The following is a 24,827-nucleotide window of genomic DNA, read 5'->3' as shown; positions in this document are numbered from 1 at the left end:
ATTTGGGGGGCCGCCGCGATGGGCCATCCATGGCCCAGCACGGCTAACCCGGCGTCCTGCCGGGTTACCCCCCAAATCAAAATCGGATGACGGCCAGCGTGGTTTAACGGGGCGCCTAAGATCAAAAGCAAAGCGAGGCGGCCTGACAGCCGACCTGATCGTCGAGGCGTGCGCGGTCCCCCTGTGGGAGCTGGCTTGCCTGCGATGGCGGCCCAATAGATCGCCACAGAGTGTCAGGTACCCAACGTCATCGTTTACGACCATCGCAGCGAGGCGGCGACCCGACTAGCCAGCCCCACATTTACAACCTTCATGAGTTTGCAAAAGGTTAGTCGGCGTACGCCCAGGTCATCCGGAACGACGCCCCGCCCCACTGCGAGTCCAGCACCTGCACCTGCCCGCCATGCCACTGGCTGACCCGCTGCACCAGCGCTAGGCCCAGGCCAAAGCCGCCGGTGCGGCGGTCGCGGCTGGCGTCCAGGCGCATAAAGGGTTGGAAGATTTTCTCCCGGCCGTCCTCGGGTACGCCGGGACCGTCGTCGCAGACGCGTACTTCATAACCACTGCCGAACTTGACCAGCGACACCTCGACCCGATGCTCCGCGTAACGAATGGCATTGCGCAGCAGGTTGATCACCGCGCGTGCCATAAACCGCGGTTCGATCTGGATGAAGTCGACTTCACAGGTGCCCAGGGACAGTTGCACGCCTTCGGCCTCGGCTTCCAGGGCCACGCTGCCGATCACACTGTCGAGCCAGCTGTGGGCCTCGATGTTCTCGCGGGTGACCTGTGTCGCGCCACGTTCAAGGCTGGCGTAGGTCAACAGTTCGGAAACCATGTCCTCCAGTTCGCCTAGGTCGGCGTACATATCGCCGATCAACGCGCGGCTCTGGCGCGGATCGGCCTCCTGTTTGAGTTGGTCGAGTTCAAACGACAAGCGTGCAATCGGCGTGCGCAGCTCATGGGACACCGCATTGGTCAGCTCGCGCTGGTTGGCGATCAGGTGTTCGATGCGCTCGGCCATCTGGTTGAAGTGCCCGGCCAACTCGCGCACGCTCGAGCGCCGTGGCAGGAGGATGCGCGAACCCAGGTCATTGTCACCAAATCGCTGGGCCGCCAGGCGAATATGCTCCAAGTCGCGCCAGTGCGGGCGCACCCAGAAATACAGGACAATCGCCAGGCACAGGCCCAACAAGCTATAGGCCCACAGGTACAGCCAGCGCGGCTCCACCGGCAGCTTGATCTGAAGCAGCTGCGCGCCACCGTCGATTTCGGTGATGAACTCCATAAAGTCGCCGCGCACCACCAGCTTGCCGTCAGTCAGCAATTGTTGCTCGCGGGAGGTGAGTGCCGCAGCGTCCCGGGCAATCAAGGCCAGGCGCAGGCCATAGTGCTGCTGCAGCTCGGCCAGGCGTGCCTCGCGGGCCACGCCAGCCGGCAGCGGGCGCAACTGCTCCACCAGGCCGTAGGCCGGGCCGCGCATGGCTTCGCGGTTGTAGGTTTCGTTGGCTTCGGGCAGCAATTCGTCGAAGGTGTAGTTCACCAGCCAGATTGCCCCGGCCAGGCCCAGGGCCAGGATGATGTACAGACGCAGAAACAGGCGCAGCATCGGGCTAGGCCTCCCAGGCAAACGGGTTGAACAGGTAGCCCTTGCCCCAGATGGTCTTGATGCACACCGGCTCGCGGGGGTTGTCATTGAGCTTGTTGCGCAGCTTGCTGATATACACATCGACACTGCGGTTGAGCCCATCGAAGGCGATCCCGCGCATGCGGTTGAGGATATCGTCCCGCGAGAGGATCTTGCCCGCGCTGCTGGCCAACAGCCACAGCAGCTCGAACTCCATGGTGGTCAGGTCGATCTTCTCGTCACCCAGGCTTACCCCCCGACAACTGCGGTCAATCGCCAGTTGGCCGAACGCCAGGGAACCACGCACCGTCGGCTCCGGCAGATGGCGGCGCTGCAAGGCGCGCAGGCGTGCCAGCAGCACCGGCGGCTTGATCGGTTTGATCACATAGTCATCGGCGCCGGATTCCAGGCCAAGGATATGGTCCAGGTCGTCTTCCTTGGCGGTGAGGATCACGATGGGGGTGTCGGACACATTGCGGATCTCGCGACACACATGCAGGCCGCTCTGGCCCGGCAGCATCAGGTCGAGCACGACGATCTTCGGTTTGAACGCCAGGAACACCGCCAACGCCTCATCGCCCCGGTGCACCACGCGCACTTCAAAGCCATGCTGTGACAGAAAATGCGCGATCAGCCCTGCCAGCTTCTCATCGTCCTCAACGAGTAGGACCTTGCCCAGACCCAGGTTTTCCATACGTTCTCAGTGTGCAAAAGCGGATTGAAGAGCGAGCATTATAGGTGGCAAGCTGTCCGGCAAAAGCGCCTGGCCAGCAGCGGCTGACGAAGCTTCATGTTTTTAAGAGTTTTTAACAATTAGCCTGCAATGTTTAACGCCACCCACAGGGAGTTGTATGCGCAAGGATTACCTGGCGTTCTTTGTTTCGCTGTTCCTGTCCCGGCTGGCGGACCAGATTCTGCTGTTTATCGTGCCGCTGATCGTATTTCAGACCACCAACAGCGTAGCGTGGGCCGGGCTGGCGTTCTTTATCGAGTCGCTGCCGCGATACCTGGCGTTCCCGGTGTGCGGGGCATTGTGCGACAAGTTTTCGCCCGTGCGCATCCTGCATATCAGCCAGGCCTACCGAGCGCTGGCGTGCCTGGTGGCCGTGGCGCTGTACGCCATGTTCGGCGGCATCCATTGGCTGGTGATCCTGTCGGCGCTGTGTGGAGTGCTGACGACCCAGGGCATCATGGCGCGAGAAGTCGTCATGCCGCATATTTTCAAGCATTACACCTACGCCAAGACCCTCTCCTACTCGCAAATCGCCGACCAGAGCGGCCTGGTGCTAGGGCCACTGATTGCTGCACTGATGCTGGAGGTGTGGGCCTGGCATTGGGTGGTGGTGGGGATTGCCGGGCTGTTTGTGCTGGCAGACCTGGCAATGCTGGTCTGGCAGCGCACTACCACGGTGAATCTCGAAAACCACGCGCAACACCGGGATATCTGGCTGCAACCGCTACGCATCGCGCTCGGGCATATCCGTAACCTGGCGGAGCTCAAGCGCATTATCGCCCTGGCAGTCGGCGTGAATTTGATCATTGGCGTGACGCTGGCCACCTCCGCCGCCATGGTGACCGGCCTCTACGCGGCCGACAAGGATGCCTATGCACTGCTGCAGGCCGCCGGCGCGGTGGTGACCATCGTCATCCTGTTTTACCTGGCGCGCTCGAGCCTGGCGTTGAAAGTGCTGGGCGGGCTGTCGTATTCGGTGATTGCGCTCGGGGCATTGATCATGGCGATCAGTCCCAACCTCTGGCTGTACACCCTGGGTTTTCTGCTGGTCACCGGTTTCGACAAGATGTTCAACGTGTACATGCGCAGCACCCGTCAGCGGGTCATTCCCGTGCAGGATTTCGGCAAGACGGTGGGCATGATCACCTTGTTCAATAACCTCGCGCAGCCATTGGCGGGCCTGGCAATTGCCCTCCTGGCGGCACCTTTTGGCACGCAAACGGTGATCCTGCTGCTGACCGGGATCACCGCGCTGATCGGCGTGGCCGTGGCCTCAGGCTGGCACGCCACTGTGAAAGCGGAACTCGATATCGGGTGATTCGATCAATTCCTGCTCGGCCGCCCTCACCCGCTCGATGACCTGGGCAACATCCTTGGCATCACCGTATTGATAGGCCAGCTTCAGATAGCCCTGGAAATGCCGTGCCTCGCTTTTCAGCAGACCAAAGTAGAACTTGCCGAGTTCTTCGTCCAAATGCGGCACCAGTGCTTCGAAACGCTCGCAACTGCGCGCTTCGATAAACGCCCCGACCACCAGGGTGTCCACCAGCTTCACCGGTTCGTGGCTGCGTACCACCTTGCGCAAACCCGAGGCATAGCGGCTGGCATGCAGCTGGCGCAGCTCGATCTTGCGCTTTTTCATCAGGCGCATGACTTGCTCATGGTGCACCAGCTCTTCGCGGGCCAGGCGCGACATCATGTTGATCAGGTCGACATGGGAGTGGTACTTGGCAATCAGGCTCAAGGCCGTGCTGGCGGCCTTGAATTCGCAGTTTTTGTGGTCGATCAGCAGGGTTTCCTGGTCGGCCAGTGCGGCCTGGACCCAGGCATCGGGGGTGCGGCAACCGAGGAAGTCATGGATTTCGGGCAGGTTCATCGGGCTCACGGGCAAAGGGTCACAAAAGGCCGCCGATTATACCGACCCCGCCGCAGACCACCAGTCACGGGGCTTGATGTGCATCAACATGCTGTACGGCGGGCAACAACTATAGTTGTTCGAAGCCTTGTCCTTCCCACCCTTGGAGATCTCGCTCATGAACGAAATTGGCAAAATCCTGGTGATCATTGAGCCCGAACACTCGGAAAGCCTGGCCCTCAAGCGCGCCAAGCTGATCGCTGGGGTGACAGGCGCTCATTTGCATCTGCTGGTGTGCGACAAAAAGCATGAGCATTCGGCGCTATTGGCCTTGCTCAAAGAGCAATTGTCGGCCGATGGCTACAACGTCACAACCGAACTGGCCTGGAACAACAACCTGCACGAAACCATCATCGGTGTGCAGCAGGCCGAAGGTTGCGCACTGGTGATCAAGCAGCACTACCCCGACAGCCCGCTGAAAAAGGCCCTGCTGACGCCGGCGGACTGGAAACTGCTGCGCTTGTGCCCGGCCGCTGTGCTGTTGGTCAAGACCGCGACCCCATGGACCGACGGGGTGATCCTGGCGGCCATCGACGTGGGCAACCTGGATAACGAGCATAAAGACCTGCACGCGGCCATCATCGACCATGGCTTTGACATCGCCAGCCTGGCCAAGGGCCAGTTGCATGTCATCAGCGCCCATCCCTCGCCCATGCTGTCGGCAGCCGATCCGGTGTTCCAGCTCAAGGAAACCATCGAGGCGCGCTATCGCGAGCAGTGCAAGGCGTTCCAGGCCGAATTCGACATTGACGACAGCCGCCTGCATATCGAAGAAGGCCCGGCGGATGTGCTGATCCCCCATACCGCCTATAAGTTGAGGGCGGCCGTCACGATCATTGGCACCGTGGCACGCACCGGGATTTCCGGGGCGCTGATCGGCAATACGGCGGAAGTGGTGCTGGATGCGCTGGAGAGCGATGTGCTGGTGCTCAAGCCCCAGAGCATCATCGACCACCTGGAGGAACTGGCCAGCAAGGCACAGTGAAGATCAGACATGTGCGAGCGGGCTTGCTCGCGATAGCGGTGAGTCAGTTGATACATCCCTGACTGAACTGGCGCTATCGCGGGCAAGCCCGCTCCCACAAGGGATCTTGGCAGGGCAGAATATTTTGACCACACCCCAGCTCCCACAAGGGATCTTGGCAGGGCAGGATATTTTGGCCACACCCCAGCTCCCACAGGGGATCTTGGCAGGGCAGGATATTTTGGCCACACCCCAGCTCCCACAAGGGATCTTGGCAGGGCAGGATATTTTGACCACACCCCAGCTCCCAAAGGGGATCTTGGCAGGGCAGGATATTTTGGCCACACCCCAGCTCCCACAGGGGATCTTGGCAGGACAGGATATTTTGGCCACACCCCAGCTCCCACAGGGGATCTTGGCAAGGCAGGATATTTTGGCCACACCCCAGAACAAAAGTGGGAGCTGGCTTGCCTGCGATAGCGGTGGGTCAGTTGATAGGTGCCTGACTGACACGCCGCCATCGCGGGCAAGCCCGCTCCCACATGTTGATCGGCGACAGTCAGTGACCTAGTGCATCCTTGAGGAAGCCAGGGGCGATATAGCGCTGGTAATGCGCCTCGGACAGGATAAAAAACTCCCGATCAATGGCATCACGCAGTTCCGGCAGGTTCCAGTCGCGAAACTCCGGCATCAGCACCATGCCATAGGCTTCCAGGTTGTTGATCACCCGCGCGCCCCGGGCGATCAACTGGTAGGCCCAGCAGTATTCGGACTGGTGCGGCACAAAGCGGATTTTTCGCTGTTCGAGTTGCCAGCGCAGCCGTTTGGGGTCGAATACTTCCAGCTTGCCCGCCATGACCTGCACCAGCAGTTGCTCAAGCCGCAGCCATACTGCGCGTTTTTCTTCCTCGCCATAGCCGTTCCACTGGATCACTTCGTGGTGGAAACGCTTGCAGCCGCGGCACACGAGATCGCCGTAAACCGTGGAGCACAGGCCGATGCAGGGGGTCTTGATGGTTTGGTTGGGCATGGGTGACAACGCACAAATCAGCGAAACAGTGGCCCATGTTAGCCCTTTGTCTAAGGTTCATCACCCTGCAAACTTGCTGCGGCAACTTACCTTTAGAAATTTTTTGCCGTAGAATCATCCGGCCTTGTAAGGCGCCAAATAATCCGTTGGAAGCTGTTTTCAAAGCGTCACGAGCACAGTCGTTCCTTCAGAACGGTGTTGGCGCTGGTTATTTACCCTCCAAATGACCAGCACCAACCCTCATCAGCTCCGTTCTGCAGGCGTAAAACTTTGAAAGCAGCTTCTGTGAGAAATGCCGGCAGCGCTGGCTCTACGGCCCAAAAAGCCCCCGAGCGCATGCGTGCCGTGCATGTCTGGATGAGCGTCCCGTGGGACCACTGATGAGGGTAATAACTGTGCTTGAAGCCTACCGCAAACATATCGAAGAGCGTGCAGCCCTGGGTATCGTTCCCCAGCCGCTAAACGCCGAACAAACCGCAGGCCTGGTCGAGCTGCTGAAAAATCCCCCGGCTGGCGAAGAAGAGTTTCTCGTTGACCTGATCACCAACCGCATTCCACCAGGCGTTGACGAAGCTGCCTACGTCAAGGCCGGTTTCCTGTCTGCCCTGGCCAAGGGCGAAGTGTCTTCCCCCCTGATCGACAAAAAGCGCGCGGTTGAACTGCTTGGCACCATGCAAGGCGGCTACAACATCGTGACCCTGGTCGAGCTGCTGGACGACGCTGAACTGGCCGCCGTTGCAGCTGCCCAGCTCAAGCACACCCTGCTGATGTTCGATGCATTCCACGACGTCGCGGAAAAAGCCAAGAACGGCAACACGCACGCCAAGGAAGTGATCCAGTCCTGGGCCGACGGCGAGTGGTTCAAGAACCGCCCGACCCTGGCCGACAAGATCAGCCTGCGCGTGTTCAAGGTCACCGGCGAAACCAACACCGACGACCTGTCCCCTGCTCCCGATGCCTGGTCCCGTCCTGACATCCCGCTGCACGCCCTGGCCATGCTGAAAATGGCCCGTGAAGGCATCGTGCCGGACGAGCAAGGCAAGACCGGCCCGATGAAGCAGATCGAAGAAATGCGCGGCCAGGGCTTCCCGATCGCCTACGTCGGTGACGTGGTCGGTACCGGTTCGTCCCGTAAGTCGGCAACCAACTCGGTACTGTGGTTCTTCGGCGACGACGTCCCGTACGTGCCTAACAAGCGCGCTGGTGGCTTCTGCTTCGGCAGCAAGATCGCTCCCATCTTCTACAACACCATGGAAGATGCTGGCGCACTGCCAATCGAATTCGACGTCACCAACATGCACATGGGCGACGTGATCGACCTGTACCCGCATGCTGGCAAAGTCTGCAAACACGGCACCGACGAAGTCCTGACCACCTTCGAAATGAAGACCCCGGTCCTGTTGGACGAAGTCCGTGCCGGCGGCCGTATCCCGCTGATCATCGGCCGTGGCCTGACCGACAAGGCTCGCGCTGAGCTGGGTCTTGGCCCTACCGACCTGTTCAAGCTGCCTGAAGCACCTGTCGACACTGGCAAGGGTTTCACCCTCGCCCAGAAAATGGTCGGCAAGGCCTGCGGCCTGCCGGAAGGCAAAGGCGTTCGTCCAGGTACCTACTGCGAACCGAAGATGACCACCGTGGGTTCCCAGGACACCACCGGTCCAATGACCCGTGACGAACTGAAAGACCTGGCGTGCCTGGGCTTCTCCACCGATCTGGTGATGCAGTCCTTCTGCCACACCGCGGCCTATCCAAAGCCGATCGACGTGACCACCCACCACACCCTGCCTGACTTCATCATGACCCGTGGCGGTGTATCGCTGCGTCCAGGCGACGGCATCATCCACAGCTGGCTGAACCGCATGCTGCTGCCGGACACCGTGGGTACCGGTGGTGACTCCCACACCCGTTTCCCGATGGGCATTTCGTTCCCGGCCGGTTCTGGCCTGGTAGCGTTCGCCGCAGCCACTGGCGTAATGCCACTGGACATGCCTGAGTCGATCCTGGTGCGTTTCAAAGGCAAGATGAAACCTGGCATCACCCTGCGTGACCTGGTTCATGCCATTCCTTACTACGCAATCCAGTCCGGCCTGCTGACCGTTGAGAAGAAAGGCAAGAAAAACGCCTTCTCCGGCCGCATCCTGGAAATCGAAGGCCTGAACGACCTGACGCTGGAGCAGGCATTCGAGCTGTCCGACGCCTCGGCCGAACGTTCGGCTGCCGGTTGCACCATCAAGCTGTCGAAAGACTCCGTCACCGAGTACCTGAACTCCAACATCACCCTGCTGCGCTGGATGATCGGTGAAGGCTACGGTGATGCGCGTACCCTGGAACGTCGTGCCCAAGCGATGGAAGCCTGGGTTGCCAACCCTGAGCTGATGGAAGCCGATGCCGACGCCGAATACGCCGAAGTCATCGAGATCGACCTGGCCGAAATCAACGAGCCAATCCTCTGCGCGCCAAACGACCCGGACGACGCCCGTCTGCTGTCCAGCGTCGCTGGCGAGAAGATCGACGAAGTGTTTATCGGTTCGTGCATGACCAACATCGGTCACTTCCGCGCTGCCGGCAAGTTGCTGGAACAGGTCAAGGGTCAGCTGCCAACCCGTCTGTGGCTGTCGCCGCCGACCAAGATGGACGCTCACCAACTGACCGAAGAAGGCTACTACGGCATCTACGGCAAGGCTGGCGCGCGCATGGAAATGCCGGGCTGCTCGCTGTGCATGGGTAACCAGGCACGTGTTGAGCCGAATTCGACCGTAGTGTCGACTTCGACCCGTAACTTCCCGAACCGTCTGGGTGATGGCGCGAACGTCTACCTGGCATCGGCCGAGTTGGCGGCAGTCGCCTCCACCCTGGGTCGCCTGCCGACCGTCGAAGAGTACATGGGCTACGCAGCGAAACTGGACACCATGGCCAGTGACGTCTACCGCTACCTGAACTTCGACCAGATCGCCGAGTTCCGTAAAATCGCAGCAAGCGCCAACATTCCGGTGGTTCAAGCCTAACGGTGTGTTGATGTGAAGAACGCCGCGTATCGCAAGATACGCGGCGTTTTTTTATGCCTGGAAAAACCTGCCGGGCACTGGCTGTCGACGGCCTTTCTCCAACGACCTACCAGATCAGGTAGTTGTCCCGCCGCGCCTTGAAGGCCGAAACTCTCCACACCCTGATGCCCGCGTCATGGGATCCGCCTGCTTTGGATGTACTCGCGCTGTATGCCGTACGACTTCTAATAAAAACAGCCAAGCCTCGTCGTCGATGCCCGTACCCGGTGGCAGGGGCGCTCTCACCCGTTTTTAAGTGCTTAATGGAGGTGTGTTATGTGGCGCAATCAATATGTGATCAAGAACGTCTTCAAGGACTATGCGGTGTCGGTGGAACAAATCGGCGATGCCCCCGATAAAAAGAATGTGCTGCTGGTCAATGGCGCCATGGCCACAACCTCGGCCTTTGCCCGTACCAGCAAGTGCCTGGCCGAACACTTCAACGTGGTGCTGTTTGACTTGCCATTCGCCGGAAACTCCCGGGCTCACAACCCGAATCGGTGCCTGGTGACCAAGGACGATGAAGTCCAGATCCTGCTGGCCTTGATCGAAGGCTTCAACATTCACCATCTGGTTTCCGCATCCTGGGGCGGCCTGTCGACCTTGCTGGCCCTCGCCCAGAAGCCGGACAACGTCGAAAGCTCGGTAGTGATGTCATTCGCTCCCGGCCTCAATGGCCCGATGCTCGACTACGTCAGCGGCGCCCAGGCACTCATGGCCCGGGATGACAACGCAGGTATCGGTCACTTGCTCAACCAGACGCTGGGCAAGCACCTGCCGCCCCGCCTCAAGAGCGCCAATCAACAGCACATGGCGCAGTTGATCAACGCCGAGCAGCATCAGGCGCGATTCCATATCGACCAGGCCCTCAAGCTCAATGAAGGGGCATACCTGCCCCAGCTTTCGAACATCGACAGCCACGTGCACTTTTTGAACGGTGCCTGGGACGAATACACCAGCGCCATGGACGTGCAGCGCTTCAAGCAGTACATCCGCGACTGCAGCTTCTCCACGGCCGAGAGCAGCGGGCACTTTCTGGATCTGGAATCCAGGGCTGCGGCCAACGGCGTGCACCGCGCGTTGCTCGGCCATTTGCTGACGCATCGCGACGCCCGGCCAGAGGCGTTTTGCATGGCGCCCCCTCACCGAACGCAGTTGAGCTTCGCCTGAGCACTTTTGAACAAGGATGTGGATGATGCGAGTAATCATGATTGCCATCGGTTCGGCCGGTGACGTTTTTCCCTTTATCGGCCTGGGCGCGGCACTGACCCTACGCGGTCATCAGGTAACCTTGTGCAGCATGCCGGCGTTTCAACGCACCATCGAGGCCCGGGGCCTGGACTTCGTGCCGTTATGCGATGAGGCGACCTACAACGCTGCCATGGGCGATCCCCGCCTGTGGGATCCGAAGACTTCCTTCAGCGTGTTGTGGCAAGCCATCGCAGGCCTATTAGAGCCGGTCTACGATTATGTAACCGCGCATAACACTGACGATATAGTAGTGGTCGGCTCGCTGTGGGCCCTGGGTGCACGTATTGCCCATGAAAAATACGGTTTCCCTTACCTCTCGGTCCAAGTGTCCCCTTCAACCCTACTGTCGGCACATTTACCGCCTGTACACCCCACTTTCAACGTATCACGCCGCCTGCCCTTGACGGTGCGCAAATTGCTCTGGCGCGGGATCGAATACCTGAGCCTGGACCGGACCTGTGCCCCACAAATCAATGCACTGCGCCGCAAACACGGATTGCCGGGCGCGGTGAAGAACATCTTCAGCCAATGGATGCATGCCCCCCAAGGCGTGATTTGCCTGTTCCCCGAATGGTTCGCCCCCGTCCAGCAAGACTGGCCGCAGCCCCTGCACATGGCCGGCTTCCCACTGTTCGACGGTGGCACCCTGGGGCTCGATGAACAGACTCGGGCCTTCCTCGATGCCGGACCGGCCCCCGTAGTTTTCACCCAAGGTTCCACTGAGCACTTTGACCAGCAGTTTTATCGCTTTGCCCTGGAAGCGCTGCACAGGGTCGGCGCACGCGGTATTTTTCTGACCAGTGATCGGCCGGTCACCAGCGATTTGCCGCCCACGGTGATGCAACGTCCGTTTTTGCCGATGAGTTCGCTGCTGCCCCGCGCAGCCGGGCTAGTCCACCCCGGCGGCATTGGCGCCATGAGCCTGGCGCTGGCTGCCGGCATCCCACAGATTGTCCTGCCGATCGCCCATGACCAGTTCGATAACGCCGAACGACTGGTGCGCATGGGGTGCGGAATACGTCTTGCCCTGCCCTTGGACAGACAAGACCTGCAAGGGGCGATCACAGCGCTGCTACACGACACCCGATTGCAACAGGCCTGTGCTCGGGCGAGCAGCCTGATGCCCGCCGATGCGGCGTCCTGTGAAACAGCGGTCAAGGCCATTGAACAGTGCCACGCGCACCATTCAATACCTCGCCTGCGCCAAGCGTCATAAACACCGGCCTCTTGGGCAAAAGTGCCGTGCCAGAGCCGTCGGCAAAGCACCGGAAAAGTTTGACAGAAAGATCACGTGGGCTAGATTGCCAAAGGTTCCAGGAATCGAGGCGACTGTCCATGGAGAAGGAAAACGACCTCATCCGCTGGTGGAATCGCTTGCGGATAGAGATGCTCAAGCAACAGGGAGGAGCACAAGTGTTCGCGCTGCTGGAGCGGGAAGTGTTGCAATTGGGGTTCGAGTATTACGCCTATGCCGTACGCCACCTGACCCCTTTTACCCGACCAAAAACCGAGATTCACGGCTCTTACCCCGAAAGGTGGCTGGAACATTACCAGGAGCAAAACTACGCGGCTGTCGATCCGTCGATCCTCAGTGGCTTGCGTTCCACCGAGATGGTGCTGTGGAACGACGCACTGTTTGAAAACAGCCGCAAGCTATGGCTGGAAGCTCGGGATTGGGGTCTGTGCATCGGCGCCACGCTGCCGATTCGCAGCCACGATCATTCGCTGCGGGTACTGTCCGTGGCCCGGCGCCAGGATCCTATTTCGCGGGCTGAAAGCGACGAAATTCAATTGCGCCTGCGCTGCATCCTCGAACAGGTGACGCTGCGCCTGACAGATCTGGGCCATAACGAACGCGCCCACCCGTCGGTCTGCCTCAGCCTGCGTGAGCGGGAAATTTTGCAGTGGACCGCCGACGGCAAGAGTTCAGGCGAGATCGCGCTGATCCTGACCATCTCCATCAACACGGTGAACTTTCACCTCAAGACCATCCAGAAGAAATTCGGCGCAGCCAACAAGACACTGGCGGCTGCCTATGCCGCCGCACTGGGCCTGATCTAGGCCCGACGATCACGATAAGGACATCCAATGATCAGCATCATCACCCGCCATCACCATGAACTGTCTGCAGCCCTTGAGGACGACCTGGGCCGCTATCGACACGAAGTGTTCATCGAGCAACTGGGTTGGCAGCTGGACTCCACCCACGCCCGGCCCAAACGTGAATTCGATCAGTTCGACCAGGCCGACACGCGCCATATCCTCGCCCTGGACACAAAAGGCCAGGTCTGCGGTTGCGCACGGCTGTTACCGACCACCCAACCTTATCTACTGTCGGAAGTCTTCGGGTTTCTGTGCGACCAGCCAAGCCCGCGCAGCCGTGACACCTGGGAAGTGTCGCGCTTTGCCGCCCGCGCCCTGGAGAAAGGTACCTTACCGATGCGCGTCTGGTGGAGCAGCCTGCACCATGCCTGGAGCCACGGCGCCAATCAGGTGGTGGCAGTGACCACTCCAGCGCTGGAGCGTTATTTTCTGAAAAATGGCGTGCAATTGAGTCGCCTCGGCGCCCCGCAACGCGTGAACAACGACCATGTGGTAGCACTGAGTTTTCCGGCCTGGCAGAAAAACGGCCGAATCGCGCTGCACGCTGATTCGGCCGTTGCCTAGCTAGAGATATGAGTAACGCCGAGGTCGCCGGCGCTGATCACATCAAGGGATCAGCGAGTAAATCAGCGAGGAGATGGCGACCAGGCCGACCAGGGTCACGAACACATTGGACATCTGCCCACGGTACTTGGCCATGGCAGGCACCTTGCGGATCGCGTACATCGGCATCAGGAACAGGATCGAAGCAATGATCGGCCCACCCAGGGTCTCGATCATCCCCAGGATGCTCGGGTTCAGGGTGGCGATGATCCAGCACACCACCAGCATAAAGCCAGCAGTCATGCGGTCCAGGGCCTTGGCGCCCGGGCGGCGGCCGCTCTTGACGATCAGGCCCTTGAGGCCTTCGCTGGCGCCGATGTAGTGGCCCAGGAAGGACTTGGCAATCGCCACAAACGCAATCAATGGCGCAGCAAAGGCGATGGTCGGGTTATCGAAGTGGTTGGCCAGGTAAGACAGAATCGACAGATTCTGCGCCTTGGCTTCGGCCAGTTGGGCCGGTGACAGGGTCAGCACACAGCTGAACACGAAGAACATCACCATCGCCACCATCAACAAGTGGGCACGGGACAGGATTTGCGAGCTGCGCTCTTCGGCGTGGGCGCCGTACTGGCGTTTCTGGTCAACGGCGAAGGCCGAGATGATCGGCGAGTGGTTGAACGAGAACACCATCACCGGAATCGCCAGCCACAGGGTGTGCAGCAGCGCCGACGGTGCCGGAACGGTGCTGGCCGTGCTGAGGATGCCGCCATTCCAGTGCGGAACCAGGTACACCGCCAGAAACAGCAAGGCAACAATAAACGGATAGACCATCAGGCTCATGGCCTTGACGATCACCTGCTCGCCGCAACGCACCACTGCCAGCAGGCCCAGGATCAGCACAAACGACAGCAGCGCCCGTGGCGGTGGCTCGATGTGCAGTTGGTGCGACATAAAGCTTGCGACGGTATTGGTCAGCGCCACGCTGTAGATCAGCAGGATCGGGAAGATCGCAAAGAAGTACAGCAAGGTGATCAAAGCACCGGCCTTGATGCCGAAATGCTCTTCAACCACCTCAGTGATGTCCGAGCCCGCACGCCCCGACAGCACAAAGCGGGTCAGGCCACGGTGTGCGTAGTAGGTCATGGGGAACGCCAACAGCGCGAGGATCAGCAACGGCCAGAAGCCGCCCAGGCCTGCGTTGATGGGCAGAAACAAGGTGCCGGCGCCAATCGCCGTGCCGAACAGGCCAAGCATCCAGGTCGTGTCCTGGCGGCTCCAGCCCGTGAGGGTTACAGGTGTCGTTGCGTAGCGTTCATCGACGCTATTGGCCTGATCATTCATCCGCTCGGTTCTCCACTTTCATACGATCGCGGCGAGTCAGAAAAACCTGACAGGCAGCGCCACGACCGTAACAGGGGCGCGATTGTCCGGGATTCACTTGAATAAGCAAAGACTTAGCTGAGGAATGGTTGTACGGAGCAGAGCCAGTCGATTGACCACAAATTGTTGGAATCAGGAACGTTACGCCCCCATCGCCCACTCAATGCAAGCTCTACTACAAAACCTGGAGATTCAAGCATGACGACTTCAAGCCTGAACATTTTCAACGCTGGCCAGTTGGTCGATAGCGTATCGACCCACATTGCCGATCAAATCGCCGCCCAAGACAAGCCCAAGCAACAACAGTCTGACACCTTCACATTCAACGGCATTGAATACGCCGCCGCGCCCAAGCCTCGCAACACACTGATACCCACACCGCGAATCGGCTAAAGATTGGCGAAACTGAGGAATGGGAGTGGCGCAAATGCGTTTAATCAGGCAACAACCCTATAGATAGCCGCCCCTTTAAACATAAAATTTATATACCTATCGCAATTTATATCTCACCAGCTTACTTGTAGGAATTCCCCTACTTCACAGCGAGCATTTGAATATTTTTTAAATGATTGCCCGTGGATTTGTTACAAACATATACCCAGGCATTGATAGCACCTGCCAGCACATTTATATTCCGTCACTGCCGGGCCCAAGCAATACCCAACCAAATACAAGAATAAAAACCCACGCCCCATGTAGGAATTATCTAATGCGAAAATGCCATGCCGTTTTTACAGGTCTACTTCTCGCTGGACTGCTCGCTCCACTTTCCAGCCAGGCACAATCGACAAACTCCGACATCCGCGCACTCGCTTCTTCGCCCCAGTGGCTGACCACCAAAGTCTATATAGAAGGCGCCCCGCAAATTGACGTCAAGGACAAGTATCCGGGCGTGGTTGGCATATCCATGTGGGACCCCGAGCGTAATCGCTATGAGTTTTTCTATGCCGACACCGGGCTGTCAAAGTATGACCATGGCGGTGGCGGTTACTTTCTGGTCACAGGCGACAAAACCACCCATATCCTGGTACCAGACAAGGGCCCTGCCAGAACAGTGGTCAGGCGGCTTGAGGTCCTCAACAACCAAGAGTTCACCTATTCGCGGGAAGTGCCCCGGGACATGGTCGAGACCAACGAGAAAGTTCGTATCTACGTGGTCCATGCGCCTTACAACGGGCCGATCAAAACCTCCACCTCCCACTGAGTATTCTTGACCTGCCAGATACCATCAGGCTTTGACTACTTACTTCAAAAATCCATAAAACAATAAAAAGACGCCTCTTATGAAAACTCAACTCAAGTCGTTATTAATATCCACCGTATGGTTGTCCGCCCTTCTTTCCAGCGGCGCCAATGCGCAACCCTCAGCCCCCGCGACAGCAAAAATACCGCACGCCACACCCGAAAATGCAATTATGTTGACGGTATTTCTCAAACATGATCAATCCCGCCCATTAAGCGAACTAAGGGCGCAACTCGCCAAGCAGGATTTCTACAAAGTATTTCCACCGGAGGGAGTAGAAGTCGTCAGTTGGAACATCACCATGGGAATCGGCCAAGTCATCGTCCTGCGCCTACCCGCCTCTCGGTTGTCAGCGGTCAATCTGGCACTGGAAAATGCTGCATGGGGCACCTACCGGACCGAGTTTTTCCCCACCTATGATTTCCGGGAAATCGCCCAGGCAGAACAGAACAAGGTACGACAAACCCAGTAACGCCCCCCACGGATGCCCAGCGTCTGCAGCCTGCGCCGACGCTGGCATCCCCATGCCAAGGCCTCCCATCGAGGAAGCATCTTTCATCTGCGGGCATTCGTACTACAAAAAATACCGCATACTCCAGAGATCAAACCCCACAACAAGAGCTGCCCCATGCCCGCCACTGTTCTGGTCCTGGTTGAAACCATCAATGAATACCTGCCCATCATCGAGAGCAACGACTTTCATGTGATTCTGGCGCCAACCCCCGCAGAACGCGCCCAGGCGATCAAGACCCATGGCGGGCAGATCCGTGCCGTGCTGACCCGTGGTCCACTGGGGTTGTATGCCGAGGAGATCGCCGCCCTGCCACTGCTGGAAATCATCTGCGTGATCGGTGCCGGCTATGAGCATGTCGACCTGCAGGCGGCGAGCAATCGCAAGATTGTGGTCACCAACGGTGCCGGGGTAAACGCGCCCTCAGTGGCCGACCACGCCATGGCCTTGTTGCTGGCGCTGGTACGCGGCATTCCCCAGACAGACGCGGCCGTGCGACGTGGCGAATGGCCCAAGGTGATGCGCCCGTCCCTCGCCGGCAAACAGCTGGGCATCCTCGGCCTCGGCGCGGTAGGCCTGGAGATCGCCAGGCGCGCCGCCCTCGGGTTTGGCATGGAAGTCAGTTATCACAACCGCCAGCCCCGCGATGACGTGGACTACACCTACTGCGCCAGCGCCGTGGAACTGGCGCGTAACTCGGACTTCCTGGTGCTGGCCACCCCCGGCGGCGTCGGCACGTACCACCTGATCGACCGCCAGGCCCTGGACGCCTTGGGACCCCACGGCTACCTGGTGAACATCGGCCGCGGCAGCGTGGTGGTGACCGCCGACCTGGTGGCCGCCCTTGAGCAACGCCGTATCGGCGGCGCGGCCCTGGATGTGTTCGACGACGAGCCCCAGGTGCCCGACGCCCTCAAGCGCCTGGGCAATACGGTGCTCACCTCCCATGTCGCCGGCCTGTCGCCCGAAGCGGCCCATGACACCGTGCAAAGGGTCGCCGAAAACCTCGTGGAACACTTCGCCGGGCGCCCGGTACTCACACCGGTTGCCTTGCCCCCGCCCGAAAAATGACCGATCAGGCACGCTGATTGTCGTCCAACACGCTAGCCTATTAAGCCACCACAGCCTTGTGGCAGGTTGGCTGTGCGCATTAGATTAGCCAATAGTCCAAGGCCTCAAGAATAAGCAAAAGGGATAAGCATGGCGCTCAATGACCAATCCACCCAGATTCGCCCAGGCGAAGAACTGGATGCCAGCCTCATCGACCCCTACCTCAAGGCCCATATCCCAGGCCTGAGTGGCAGCGCCAGAATCAGCCAGTTTCCAGGCGGCGCCTCCAACCTGACCTACCTGCTGGAATACCCCGAACAGGAATTCGTCCTGCGCCGCCCGCCGTTTGGCCACAAGGCCAAGTCGGCCCATGACATGGGCCGTGAGTTCCGCATCCTCAACCAGCTCAAGGATGGCTTCCCCTATTGCCCCAAAGCCTACGTGCACTGCACCGACGAATCGGTGATCGGCGCCGAGTTTTACGTGATGGAACGGGTCAAGGGCGTCATCCTGCGCTCGGACCTGCCGCCGGAGCTGGGCCTGGACGCGGCGCGCACCGAAACCTTGTGCAAGAGCTTTATCGACAAGTTCGTCGAACTGCACCAGGTCGACTACAGCGCGTGCGGCCTGGCCGACCTGGGCAAGCCTGAAGGTTATGTGCAACGCCAGATTCGCGGCTGGAGCGAGCGCTACGAAAAAGCCCTGACCCCCGACGCCCCGAAATGGGAAGCCGTGCGTGCCTGGCTCAACGACAAGATGCCCGCCGATCATCCGACCTCGAGCATCGTGCACAACGACTATCGCTTCGACAATGTGATCCTCGACCCCAACAACCCGATGCAAATCATTGGCGTGCTGGATTGGGAGCTGACCACTCTGGGCGACCCGCTGATGGACCTGGGCAACAGCCTCGCCTACTGGATCGAAGCCGCCGACCCGGCGCCCGTGCAACTGATGCGCCGCCAACCGAGCAACGCCCCCGGCATGCTGACCCGCCGCCAGTTTGTCGATTACTACGCCGAGCGCTCCGGCATCCAGATCGACAATTTCGACTTCTACTACACCTACGGCCTGTTCCGTCTGGCCGGCATCGTGCAGCAGATCTACTACCGCTTCTTCCATGGCCAGACCCAGGACAAACGTTTCGCGCAGTTCATCCACATGAACACGCTGCTGGAACAGATGAGTCTGAACGTCATCCACAAATCCACCCTCTGACCCGACAAGGAACCCCCATGTCCAAGACTCATCTGTTCGACCTCGATGGCAAGATCGCGTTTGTTTCCGGGGCCAGCCGTGGCATTGGTGAGGCCATCGCCAAGCTGCTGGCCCAGCAAGGTGCCCACGTGATTGTCTCGAGCCGCAAGATCGACGGCTGCCAGCACGTGGCCGATGCAATCATCGCCGCCGGCGGCAAGGCCACGGCCATTGCCTGCCACATCGGCGAGATGGAGCAGATCAGCGAGGTGTTTGCGGGCATTCGCCAGCAGTTCGGGCGCCTGGACATCCTGGTCAACAACGCCGCGACCAACCCCCAGTTCTGCAACGTGCTGGACACCGACCTCGGCGCGTTCCAGAAAACCGTCGACGTGAACATCCGTGGCTACTTCTTCATGTCAGTGGAAGCCGGCAAGCTGATGCGTGACAACGGTGGCGGCAGCATCATCAACGTGGCCTCGATCAACGGCATTTCCCCGGGGCACTTCCAGGGCATCTACTCGGTGACCAAGGCCGCCGTGATCAATATGACCAAGGTGTTTGCAAAGGAATGTGCGCCGTTCGGCATCCGCTGCAACGCCCTGCTGCCGGGCCTGACCGACACCAAGTTTGCCTCGGCCCTGGTGAAGAACGAGTCGATCCTGAACATGGCCCTGGCCCAGATCCCACTCAAGCGCGTGGCCGACCCCAGCGAAATGGCCGGCGCGGTGCTGTACCTGGCCAGCGATGCCTCGACCTACACCACGGGCGTTTCGCTGAACGTGGACGGTGGCTTCCTCTCCTGACCCACGCTTGTGTGGGAGCGAGCTTGCTCGCGAAGACGTCGGCCCAGCAAACATTGATGTTGACTGACCCACTGCTTTCGCGAGCAAGCCCGTTCCCACATTTTTGATCGGCGCGGCCTGTACATACGAGTAACCTTGGCAGAATTGACCGCCTCGGAATGAAACATGGAACTGCACGTCGTCATCCAGGGCCGCAAGGACCTGGCCGAACAGCTTTACCAGCAACTGCGCGACGCGATTGAATCAGGACGCCTGGCCGCTGGCGCGCAGTTGCCCCCCAGCCGCTTGCTGGCCGAGCAGTTGGGGGTGTCGCGCAAGACCGTGTCCGACACCTACACCACCCTGACCTACGAAGGCCTGCTGATCGGCAAGATCGGCCGTGGCACCTTCGTCACCCCCCATGCGCTGCGGCCAAAGGGCCTGCAAAGTGCGGCCGACCTGGCCTGCGCCGCCAACCTGGCCAAGTGGCAGGCCCTGCCCTCGCCCATGCGCCATCCGACACGCGAAAGCACGTTGCGCTGCGAGTTCATCGGTGGCGCCACCACCCGCAGCCTGTTCCCCCAGGACGAATGGCGACGTTGCACCCAGGACGCTCTGCGCCGCATTGCCAAAAACAGTGGTTTCTACGGCCAGCCCGAGGGCTTGCCGGCCTTGCGCAATGCGATTGCCGGGCATATCGCCTTTTCCCGTGGGGTCAACTGCCGCGACGACGACATTGTGGTGTGCAACGGTGCCCAGCAGGCACTGGACCTGATCGCCCGCGTGGTGCTGGAACCGGGCAGCATCGTCGCCATGGAAGACCCCGGCTACGCCCCGGCGCGCCTGCTTTTCGAAGCCATGGGCGCCACGGTGGCCGGCGTGCCGCTGGACGCGCAAGGGATCCAGGTCGAGTTGATTCCCGAAGGCACCCGACTGATCTACGTCACCCCGTCCCACCAGTTTCCATTGGGTATCCCCATGAGCCTGCCGCGCCGCGAAGCGCTGCTGGAACGGGCGCTGGCGCTGGGCGCAATTGTCATCGAGGACGACTACGACAGTGAGTTCCGCTACGAAGGCCGCCCCGCCGACGCCCTGCAAAGCATGGATACACGAGGCATCGTCGCCTATGTCGGAACCTTCTCCAAGACCCTGCTCCCAGAGCTGCGCCTAGGCTACACGGTGCTGCCACCGGCCATCCGCGGCGCGGTACTCAAGGCCAAGCAACTGAGCGACCAGCACAGCTCGACACTGCCGCAATGGGCCCTGGCCAAGTTCATCAGCGAAGGCTATCTGCTCAAGCACATCCGGCGTTGTCACGCGGTCTACACCACCCGCCGCGAACGCATCCTCAGCCGTCTGGCCGGCGACCTGTCGCCCTGGTTCGAAGCCGTACCCAGCGTGGCCGGGTTCCACTTGGCCGCACTGTGCAAAGTGCCCGTGAACATCCCCCTGCTGATCGAGCGGGCACGCCAGGTGGAAGTCGGCCTGTATCCACTGGACGTGTTTTTCCATCAGGCGCCGGTGCGTAGCGGCTTGATCTTCGGCTTCGGCGCCATCGAGACCCTGGATATCGACCCGTCCCTGGACAAGGTGCGCGATATCCTGTTGCAGATTGGCTGAGGAGTAAGGAGCTCCTGCCAGTTCAGGATTCAGGGGCGCCTGAACTGGCGGCGCAGGTCTTCAATCGGCTGCCGACAGGCGCAGCCTTCCAGGTGGTCATTGACCATCCCCATCGCCTGCATGAATGCATAGATCGTCGTCGGCCCGACGAATGTCCAGCCGCGCTTCTTCAAGGCCTTGGACAAGCGTACCGACGCCGGCGACGTCGGGTTGCCCGTCCAATAGGCCATGTCCACCACCGCCGGGCGCTCGTCGGCCGCCGGCTCGAATGCCCACAACCAGGCCGCCAGCGAGCCGTATTCATCCACCAGCTCACAGGCCCTGCGCGCATTGTTGAGGGTCGAGAGGATTTTCGCCCGGTTACGCACAATGCCGGGGTCGGCCATCAAGCGCTGGATATCCTGCTCGGTGTACTGCGCCACCCGGCGAAAATCAAAACCCTCGAACGCCCGGCGAAAATGCTCGCGCTTGCGCAGGATGGTGATCCACGCCATGCCGGCCTGGAAGCCTTCCAGGCAGATTTTCTCGTACAGCGCCCTATCATCGGCAACCGGTACACCCCATTCGTGATCGTGGTAATCGGGGTACTCGGCAGCGGCCGTTCGCCATGTACAACGGGTCAGTCCCGTTTCATCGGTTGTCAGTCCAGGCTTGTCCATGCATCACCTCAGCAGCCAAGCCGGGGATGATAAGCGAAAAATTTTCCAGACCGCCAACCGCTCAAGCATCACGGTTACCGAGCAACTGGTAAGACCGGACAACCTAAACACCCCCTCACCCCCTTGTAGTTTGCAAAAAACCGAGCGTAGACTGGCCGCGCACTGGACTTACCGGTAAGACCACAACAATTAAGCCCTGGACCCACCAGGGCACCGAATAGAGATCCTTCCCATGCTCAGATGGTGCTCGCGTTCGATTTTCCTGCAAGTCGTCATAGGCCTGATGCTCGGCATCGCGTGCGGCTTGGCCCTTCCCGAATTCTCCTCACAACTCAAACCCCTGGGTGACGGCTTTATCAAGCTGATCAAGATGCTGATCGGCCTGATCGTGTTCTGCGTGGTGGTCAGCGGCATTTCCGGTGCTGGCGACCTGAAAAAAGTCGGGCGCATCGGCCTCAAGTCGGTGATCTATTTCGAAATCCTCACCACCATCGCCCTAGTACTGGGCCTGGTGCTGGCCTTCAGTACCGGGATCGGTAGCGGGGCCAATATCCATCTGGAACAGCTGTCTTCCGCCGGCCTCAATGAATTGGCGGATCGTGGCCAACATATCAAGGGCACTAGTCAGTTCCTGATGGACCTGATCCCCAACTCGGTGATCGGCGCCTTTGCCGACAACAACGTACTGCAAGTGCTGTTGTTCTCGGTGCTGTTCGGCAGTGCGCTGAACCTGGTAGGGGAAGCGGCGTCGGGCATTTCACGACTGATCAACGAACTGAGCCATGTGATCTTCCGCATCATGGGCATGATCGTGCGCCTGGCGCCCATCGGCGTATTCGGTGCCATCGCCTTTACCACCAGCACCTATGGCCTGGATTCGCTACAGCACCTGGGCAGCCTGGTGGGTCTGTTCTACCTGACCTGCATCGCGTTTGTCGCGCTGATCCTGGGCGCGGTGATGCGCCTGTCGGGCCTGCGCATGCTGCCGCTGCTCAAATACCTGCGCGAAGAGCTGCTGATCGTGATGGGCACCGCGTCATCCGATGCAGTGTTGCCACAGATCATGCGTAAACTGGAGCACCTGGGCATCGGCAGTTCCACCGTCGGCCTGGTGATCCCCACCGGTTACTCGTTCAACCTCGATGGTTTCTCGATCTACCTGACCCTGGCCATTGTGTTTATCGCCAACGCCACCGGTACGCCGTTGTCGATGACCGATCTGCTGACCATCCTGCTGGTGTCGCTGATCACCTCCAAGGGGGCCCACGGCATACCGGGTTCAGCCCTGGTGATTCTGGCTGCGACCCTCACCGCCATTCCCGCCATCCCGGTGGTGGGCCTGGTGCTGGTGTTGGCCGTGGACTGGTTTATGGGGATTGGCCGTGCACTGACCAACCTGATCGGCAACTGCGTGGCCACCGTGGCCATTGCCCGCTGGGAAAAGGACATTGATCTGCAACGAGCCAACAAGGTGCTGGAGGGGCAGCAAGGGTATGCGTTCCAGGCCAAGAAGCCGGTGTTGCCGGCTCACCAGGAGTTCTAGCGCAGATCGAGTGTGGGAGCGGGCTTGCTCGCTCCCACCGTTAATCGTCGCCATTTTTACCGTTTGTGTTTGCAACATAAGGAGCCCGGCGTGATCAGCACCTCAACCGTCGTCAATTCAGTCGTAGAAAAACTACGCGCCGCCCTGGCCCGAGGCCAATGGCGGCGTGGCGAAATGCTCCCCGGCCAGCGCGAACTGGCCGAACAATTGGGCATCAGCCGCCCGAGCCTGCGCGAAGCCGTGATCGTCCTGGAAACCCTCGGCCTGGTGCGCTCGATGCCCGGCAAAGGTGTGGTCGTGCTGGAAACCAGCGTCAACGAGCCCCAAGCCCATGATGCCGTGGCCGACGCCAGCCTCGCCGACATCCTGCAACTGCGCTACACCCTGGAGCCGTTTATCGTCGGCCTGGTGGCCCAGTCCATCACCAGCAAGGAAATCGGGCAACTGCGCCTGACCCTGATGGACATGCGCGAAGCCCTGGACGCCAACGACAGTGAAGCGGGGATGAACGCCTACATCGCCTTCCACGAAGAACTGTTCGCCCTGACCTCCAACCCGATCTTCCAGAACGTGGTGCAGCAGACTAGCAACGCCCTCAAGCAAAGCGCCCAGGTGTTGCGCAACTCCCCCGAACACCTGGCCGAGCGCCTGCAGGAAAACGAAGCGGTGGTGCGCGCGATCCGCAGCAAGAACAGCGCCCAGGCCAGCGCCGAAATGCGCCGCCATATCCTCAACGAAGGCCAGCGCATGGGGACCGCCCTGAACATTCCCGACGACCATCTCGGCAACTGACTCTGGAGGCTGGCCATGAGCGCTCATGCCCTGCAACGCACTAACGTTGTCACCGCCCCGCCCCCCATGCGCCTGGTGCCCGGTAAACGGCCCTCGGTGGATGACCTCTACCCACGGCTGTTCGATGCCATCCTCGAACAGCGCATCGTGCCCACCAGCCGCTTTACCGAAGAAGGCCTGGCCGAACAATTTGGCGTCAGCCGCAGCGTACTGCGCCGGGTCCTGGCGCGCCTGGCCGAGCAGCAAGTGATCATCCTGCGCCCCAACCTGCGTGCCCAGGTGGCGGCGCCCGATGCGCAGCAGGTGCAACACATTCTCGAGGCGCGGCGCTTGATGGAAGTGACCGTGGTGCAATTGGCATGCGCACAGGCCAGCCCCGGCCAGATGCGGCGCTTGCGCGAACTGGTGGCGCGCCAACGGGCGTGCGTCGAACAGGGCCAGCAAGGCCCGGCCATCCGCCTGTGTGGCGAGTTTCACCTATTGCTAGCGAGCATTGCGGGGAATCGGCCACTGGCGCAGTTTCTCAATAGCCTGGTGCCGTTGACCTCGCTGGTCATTGCGCAACAGGGAGCGTTCGCCGGGACCTGGCGTGAGCAGTCGGCGATGATCGAGGCACTGGAGCGCAGGGATGGGGGCACGGCCGTAAGCCTGATGACCCAACATCTGGATCATCTGCAAGCACAACTCTCGTAAGCCAATGGAGATTCAACTGTGGGAGATTCTATGGTTTTGGGGAAGCCCCCAAAACCGCTTTTGACTGGTATTCGCTCAGGTTTTTCATGAGCGAAAAGGCGATGCGCGCCAGCTTGCGGCCAATGATGACCAGGGCTTGAGTCG

General features: G+C 60.2%; 23 protein-coding genes. 17 read left to right on the top strand and 6 right to left on the bottom strand.

Going from position 1 to position 24,827, the window contains the following annotated elements; translation table 11 throughout:
• Positions 1-328: 328 nt before the first annotated feature.
• A complete protein-coding gene (locus tag HBR93_RS26495) occupies positions 329-1,609 on the bottom strand; it encodes an ATP-binding protein (protein WP_057439651.1) in 1,281 nt (426 codons plus the stop codon).
• A 4-nt stretch (positions 1,610-1,613) separates the two neighbouring features.
• Positions 1,614-2,321, bottom strand: coding sequence for a winged helix-turn-helix domain-containing protein (locus tag HBR93_RS26490; RefSeq protein ID WP_057439652.1), 708 nt, complete (start codon positions 2,319-2,321; stop codon positions 1,614-1,616).
• 157 nt (positions 2,322-2,478) lie between these two features.
• On the opposite strand from HBR93_RS26490, the gene HBR93_RS26485 reads away from it, so the two are divergent.
• Positions 2,479-3,678 (top strand): MFS transporter, encoded by a 1,200-nt coding sequence (locus HBR93_RS26485; protein WP_169961413.1) that lies wholly within the window; start codon positions 2,479-2,481, stop codon positions 3,676-3,678.
• Here the strand turns inward: HBR93_RS26485 and miaE are convergent.
• On the bottom strand, positions 3,634-4,236 hold the full coding sequence (gene miaE / locus HBR93_RS26480) for a tRNA isopentenyl-2-thiomethyl-A-37 hydroxylase MiaE (RefSeq protein ID WP_057439654.1): 603 nt from the start codon (positions 4,234-4,236) through the stop codon (positions 3,634-3,636). The genes HBR93_RS26485 and miaE overlap by 45 nt on opposite strands.
• Positions 4,237-4,393: 157 nt before the next feature.
• On the opposite strand from miaE, the gene HBR93_RS26475 reads away from it, so the two are divergent.
• Positions 4,394-5,260 carry a universal stress protein gene (locus HBR93_RS26475; RefSeq protein WP_057439655.1) on the top strand — a complete coding sequence of 289 codons (867 nt, stop codon included), beginning with the start codon at positions 4,394-4,396 and terminating at the stop codon, positions 5,258-5,260.
• Between the two features lie 538 nt (positions 5,261-5,798).
• Here the strand turns inward: HBR93_RS26475 and HBR93_RS26470 are convergent.
• The gene (locus HBR93_RS26470; RefSeq protein WP_057439656.1) at positions 5,799-6,269 is read right to left on the bottom strand and encodes a DUF1289 domain-containing protein; all 471 of its coding nucleotides are present in this window, start codon (positions 6,267-6,269) and stop codon (positions 5,799-5,801) included.
• A gap of 395 nt (positions 6,270-6,664) precedes the next feature.
• Here HBR93_RS26470 and acnB point away from each other — a divergent pair, with 395 nt between their 5' ends.
• The 5 genes from acnB to HBR93_RS26445 all read left to right on the top strand — a co-directional run bounded on the left by acnB (position 6,665) and on the right by HBR93_RS26445 (position 13,231).
• The gene (gene acnB, locus HBR93_RS26465) at positions 6,665-9,274 is read left to right on the top strand and encodes a bifunctional aconitate hydratase 2/2-methylisocitrate dehydratase (RefSeq protein ID WP_057439657.1); all 2,610 of its coding nucleotides are present in this window, start codon (positions 6,665-6,667) and stop codon (positions 9,272-9,274) included.
• A 315-nt stretch (positions 9,275-9,589) separates the two neighbouring features.
• Entirely contained in the window at positions 9,590-10,483 is an 894-nt protein-coding gene (locus HBR93_RS26460) for an alpha/beta hydrolase (protein ID WP_169961412.1), read from the top strand.
• A 25-nt stretch (positions 10,484-10,508) separates the two neighbouring features.
• Positions 10,509-11,780, top strand: a complete 1,272-nt coding sequence (locus tag HBR93_RS26455; RefSeq protein WP_057439659.1) for a glycosyltransferase — start codon at positions 10,509-10,511, stop codon at positions 11,778-11,780.
• 119 nt (positions 11,781-11,899) lie between these two features.
• Positions 11,900-12,625, top strand: a complete 726-nt coding sequence (locus tag HBR93_RS26450) for an autoinducer binding domain-containing protein (protein WP_057959820.1) — start codon at positions 11,900-11,902, stop codon at positions 12,623-12,625.
• A gap of 27 nt (positions 12,626-12,652) precedes the next feature.
• Positions 12,653-13,231, top strand: coding sequence for an acyl-homoserine-lactone synthase (locus HBR93_RS26445; RefSeq protein WP_169961411.1), 579 nt, complete (start codon positions 12,653-12,655; stop codon positions 13,229-13,231).
• A 42-nt stretch (positions 13,232-13,273) separates the two neighbouring features.
• Here HBR93_RS26445 and HBR93_RS26440 read toward each other — a convergent pair whose 3' ends face one another.
• A complete protein-coding gene (locus HBR93_RS26440; protein WP_057439661.1) occupies positions 13,274-14,551 on the bottom strand; it encodes an HAAAP family serine/threonine permease in 1,278 nt (425 codons plus the stop codon).
• A 237-nt stretch (positions 14,552-14,788) separates the two neighbouring features.
• On the opposite strand from HBR93_RS26440, the gene HBR93_RS26435 reads away from it, so the two are divergent.
• The 7 genes from HBR93_RS26435 to HBR93_RS26405 all read left to right on the top strand — a co-directional run bounded on the left by HBR93_RS26435 (position 14,789) and on the right by HBR93_RS26405 (position 20,996).
• Positions 14,789-14,983, top strand: coding sequence for a hypothetical protein (locus HBR93_RS26435; protein WP_057439662.1), 195 nt, complete (start codon positions 14,789-14,791; stop codon positions 14,981-14,983).
• Positions 14,984-15,299: 316 nt separating this feature from the next.
• Entirely contained in the window at positions 15,300-15,794 is a 495-nt protein-coding gene (locus HBR93_RS26430; RefSeq protein WP_169961410.1) for a DUF4822 domain-containing protein, read from the top strand.
• 79 nt (positions 15,795-15,873) lie between these two features.
• Positions 15,874-16,305 carry a hypothetical protein gene (locus HBR93_RS26425; protein ID WP_057959823.1) on the top strand — a complete coding sequence of 144 codons (432 nt, stop codon included), beginning with the start codon at positions 15,874-15,876 and terminating at the stop codon, positions 16,303-16,305.
• A gap of 156 nt (positions 16,306-16,461) precedes the next feature.
• Positions 16,462-17,415: a 2-hydroxyacid dehydrogenase gene (locus HBR93_RS26420; protein WP_057959824.1), complete on the top strand. Its 954-nt coding sequence runs from the start codon at positions 16,462-16,464 to the stop codon at positions 17,413-17,415.
• Between the two features lie 129 nt (positions 17,416-17,544).
• The gene (locus HBR93_RS26415) at positions 17,545-18,612 is read left to right on the top strand and encodes a phosphotransferase family protein (RefSeq protein WP_169961409.1); all 1,068 of its coding nucleotides are present in this window, start codon (positions 17,545-17,547) and stop codon (positions 18,610-18,612) included.
• A 17-nt stretch (positions 18,613-18,629) separates the two neighbouring features.
• Entirely contained in the window at positions 18,630-19,397 is a 768-nt protein-coding gene (locus HBR93_RS26410) for an SDR family oxidoreductase (protein WP_057439666.1), read from the top strand.
• Positions 19,398-19,562: 165 nt separating this feature from the next.
• Complete coding sequence (locus tag HBR93_RS26405; protein WP_169961408.1) at positions 19,563-20,996, top strand: PLP-dependent aminotransferase family protein; 1,434 nt, start codon at positions 19,563-19,565, stop codon at positions 20,994-20,996.
• 29 nt (positions 20,997-21,025) lie between these two features.
• On the opposite strand, the gene HBR93_RS26400 is transcribed toward HBR93_RS26405, so the two are convergent.
• Positions 21,026-21,655, bottom strand: coding sequence for a DNA-3-methyladenine glycosylase I (locus HBR93_RS26400; protein ID WP_169961407.1), 630 nt, complete (start codon positions 21,653-21,655; stop codon positions 21,026-21,028).
• Between the two features lie 217 nt (positions 21,656-21,872).
• Between HBR93_RS26400 and HBR93_RS26395 the strand changes: the two genes are divergently transcribed.
• From HBR93_RS26395 to HBR93_RS26385, 3 genes are all read left to right on the top strand, one after another.
• On the top strand, positions 21,873-23,198 hold the full coding sequence (locus HBR93_RS26395; protein WP_169961414.1) for a C4-dicarboxylate transporter DctA: 1,326 nt from the start codon (positions 21,873-21,875) through the stop codon (positions 23,196-23,198).
• 90 nt (positions 23,199-23,288) lie between these two features.
• A complete protein-coding gene (locus tag HBR93_RS26390) occupies positions 23,289-23,990 on the top strand; it encodes a FadR/GntR family transcriptional regulator (RefSeq protein WP_057439669.1) in 702 nt (233 codons plus the stop codon).
• A gap of 15 nt (positions 23,991-24,005) precedes the next feature.
• Positions 24,006-24,683, top strand: a complete 678-nt coding sequence (locus HBR93_RS26385; RefSeq protein ID WP_128593614.1) for a GntR family transcriptional regulator — start codon at positions 24,006-24,008, stop codon at positions 24,681-24,683.
• Positions 24,684-24,827: the final 144 nt, after the last annotated feature.

The sequence above is a fragment of the Pseudomonas sp. WS 5411 genome (assembly GCF_012985595.1).
Classification (GTDB): domain Bacteria; phylum Pseudomonadota; class Gammaproteobacteria; order Pseudomonadales; family Pseudomonadaceae; genus Aquipseudomonas; species Aquipseudomonas shahriarae.
The sequence above is the reverse complement of the archived record's forward strand: the minus strand, read 5'-3'. Positions and strand labels throughout refer to the sequence as shown.

Excerpts from the sequence above, each read along its gene's own strand:
- HBR93_RS26385 (WP_128593614.1), top strand. The coding sequence starts at position 24,006 with ATGAGCGCTCATGCCCTGCAACGCACTAACGTTGTCACCGCCCCGCCC.
- HBR93_RS26490 (WP_057439652.1), bottom strand. The coding sequence starts at position 2,321 with ATGGAAAACCTGGGTCTGGGCAAGGTCCTACTCGTTGAGGACGATGAG.
- HBR93_RS26450 (WP_057959820.1), top strand. The coding sequence starts at position 11,900 with ATGGAGAAGGAAAACGACCTCATCCGCTGGTGGAATCGCTTGCGGATA.
- HBR93_RS26460 (WP_169961412.1), top strand. The coding sequence starts at position 9,590 with ATGTGGCGCAATCAATATGTGATCAAGAACGTCTTCAAGGACTATGCG.
- HBR93_RS26415 (WP_169961409.1), top strand. The coding sequence starts at position 17,545 with ATGGCGCTCAATGACCAATCCACCCAGATTCGCCCAGGCGAAGAACTG.
- HBR93_RS26435 (WP_057439662.1), top strand. The coding sequence starts at position 14,789 with ATGACGACTTCAAGCCTGAACATTTTCAACGCTGGCCAGTTGGTCGAT.
- HBR93_RS26430 (WP_169961410.1), top strand. The coding sequence starts at position 15,300 with ATGCGAAAATGCCATGCCGTTTTTACAGGTCTACTTCTCGCTGGACTG.
- HBR93_RS26485 (WP_169961413.1), top strand. The coding sequence starts at position 2,479 with ATGCGCAAGGATTACCTGGCGTTCTTTGTTTCGCTGTTCCTGTCCCGG.
- HBR93_RS26410 (WP_057439666.1), top strand. The coding sequence starts at position 18,630 with ATGTCCAAGACTCATCTGTTCGACCTCGATGGCAAGATCGCGTTTGTT.
- HBR93_RS26440 (WP_057439661.1), bottom strand. The coding sequence starts at position 14,551 with ATGAATGATCAGGCCAATAGCGTCGATGAACGCTACGCAACGACACCT.
- HBR93_RS26420 (WP_057959824.1), top strand. The coding sequence starts at position 16,462 with ATGCCCGCCACTGTTCTGGTCCTGGTTGAAACCATCAATGAATACCTG.
- HBR93_RS26455 (WP_057439659.1), top strand. The coding sequence starts at position 10,509 with ATGCGAGTAATCATGATTGCCATCGGTTCGGCCGGTGACGTTTTTCCC.
- HBR93_RS26400 (WP_169961407.1), bottom strand. The coding sequence starts at position 21,655 with ATGGACAAGCCTGGACTGACAACCGATGAAACGGGACTGACCCGTTGT.
- HBR93_RS26495 (WP_057439651.1), bottom strand. The coding sequence starts at position 1,609 with ATGCTGCGCCTGTTTCTGCGTCTGTACATCATCCTGGCCCTGGGCCTG.
- HBR93_RS26445 (WP_169961411.1), top strand. The coding sequence starts at position 12,653 with ATGATCAGCATCATCACCCGCCATCACCATGAACTGTCTGCAGCCCTT.
- HBR93_RS26425 (WP_057959823.1), top strand. The coding sequence starts at position 15,874 with ATGAAAACTCAACTCAAGTCGTTATTAATATCCACCGTATGGTTGTCC.
- HBR93_RS26405 (WP_169961408.1), top strand. The coding sequence starts at position 19,563 with ATGGAACTGCACGTCGTCATCCAGGGCCGCAAGGACCTGGCCGAACAG.
- miaE (WP_057439654.1), bottom strand. The coding sequence starts at position 4,236 with ATGAACCTGCCCGAAATCCATGACTTCCTCGGTTGCCGCACCCCCGAT.
- HBR93_RS26475 (WP_057439655.1), top strand. The coding sequence starts at position 4,394 with ATGAACGAAATTGGCAAAATCCTGGTGATCATTGAGCCCGAACACTCG.
- HBR93_RS26470 (WP_057439656.1), bottom strand. The coding sequence starts at position 6,269 with ATGCCCAACCAAACCATCAAGACCCCCTGCATCGGCCTGTGCTCCACG.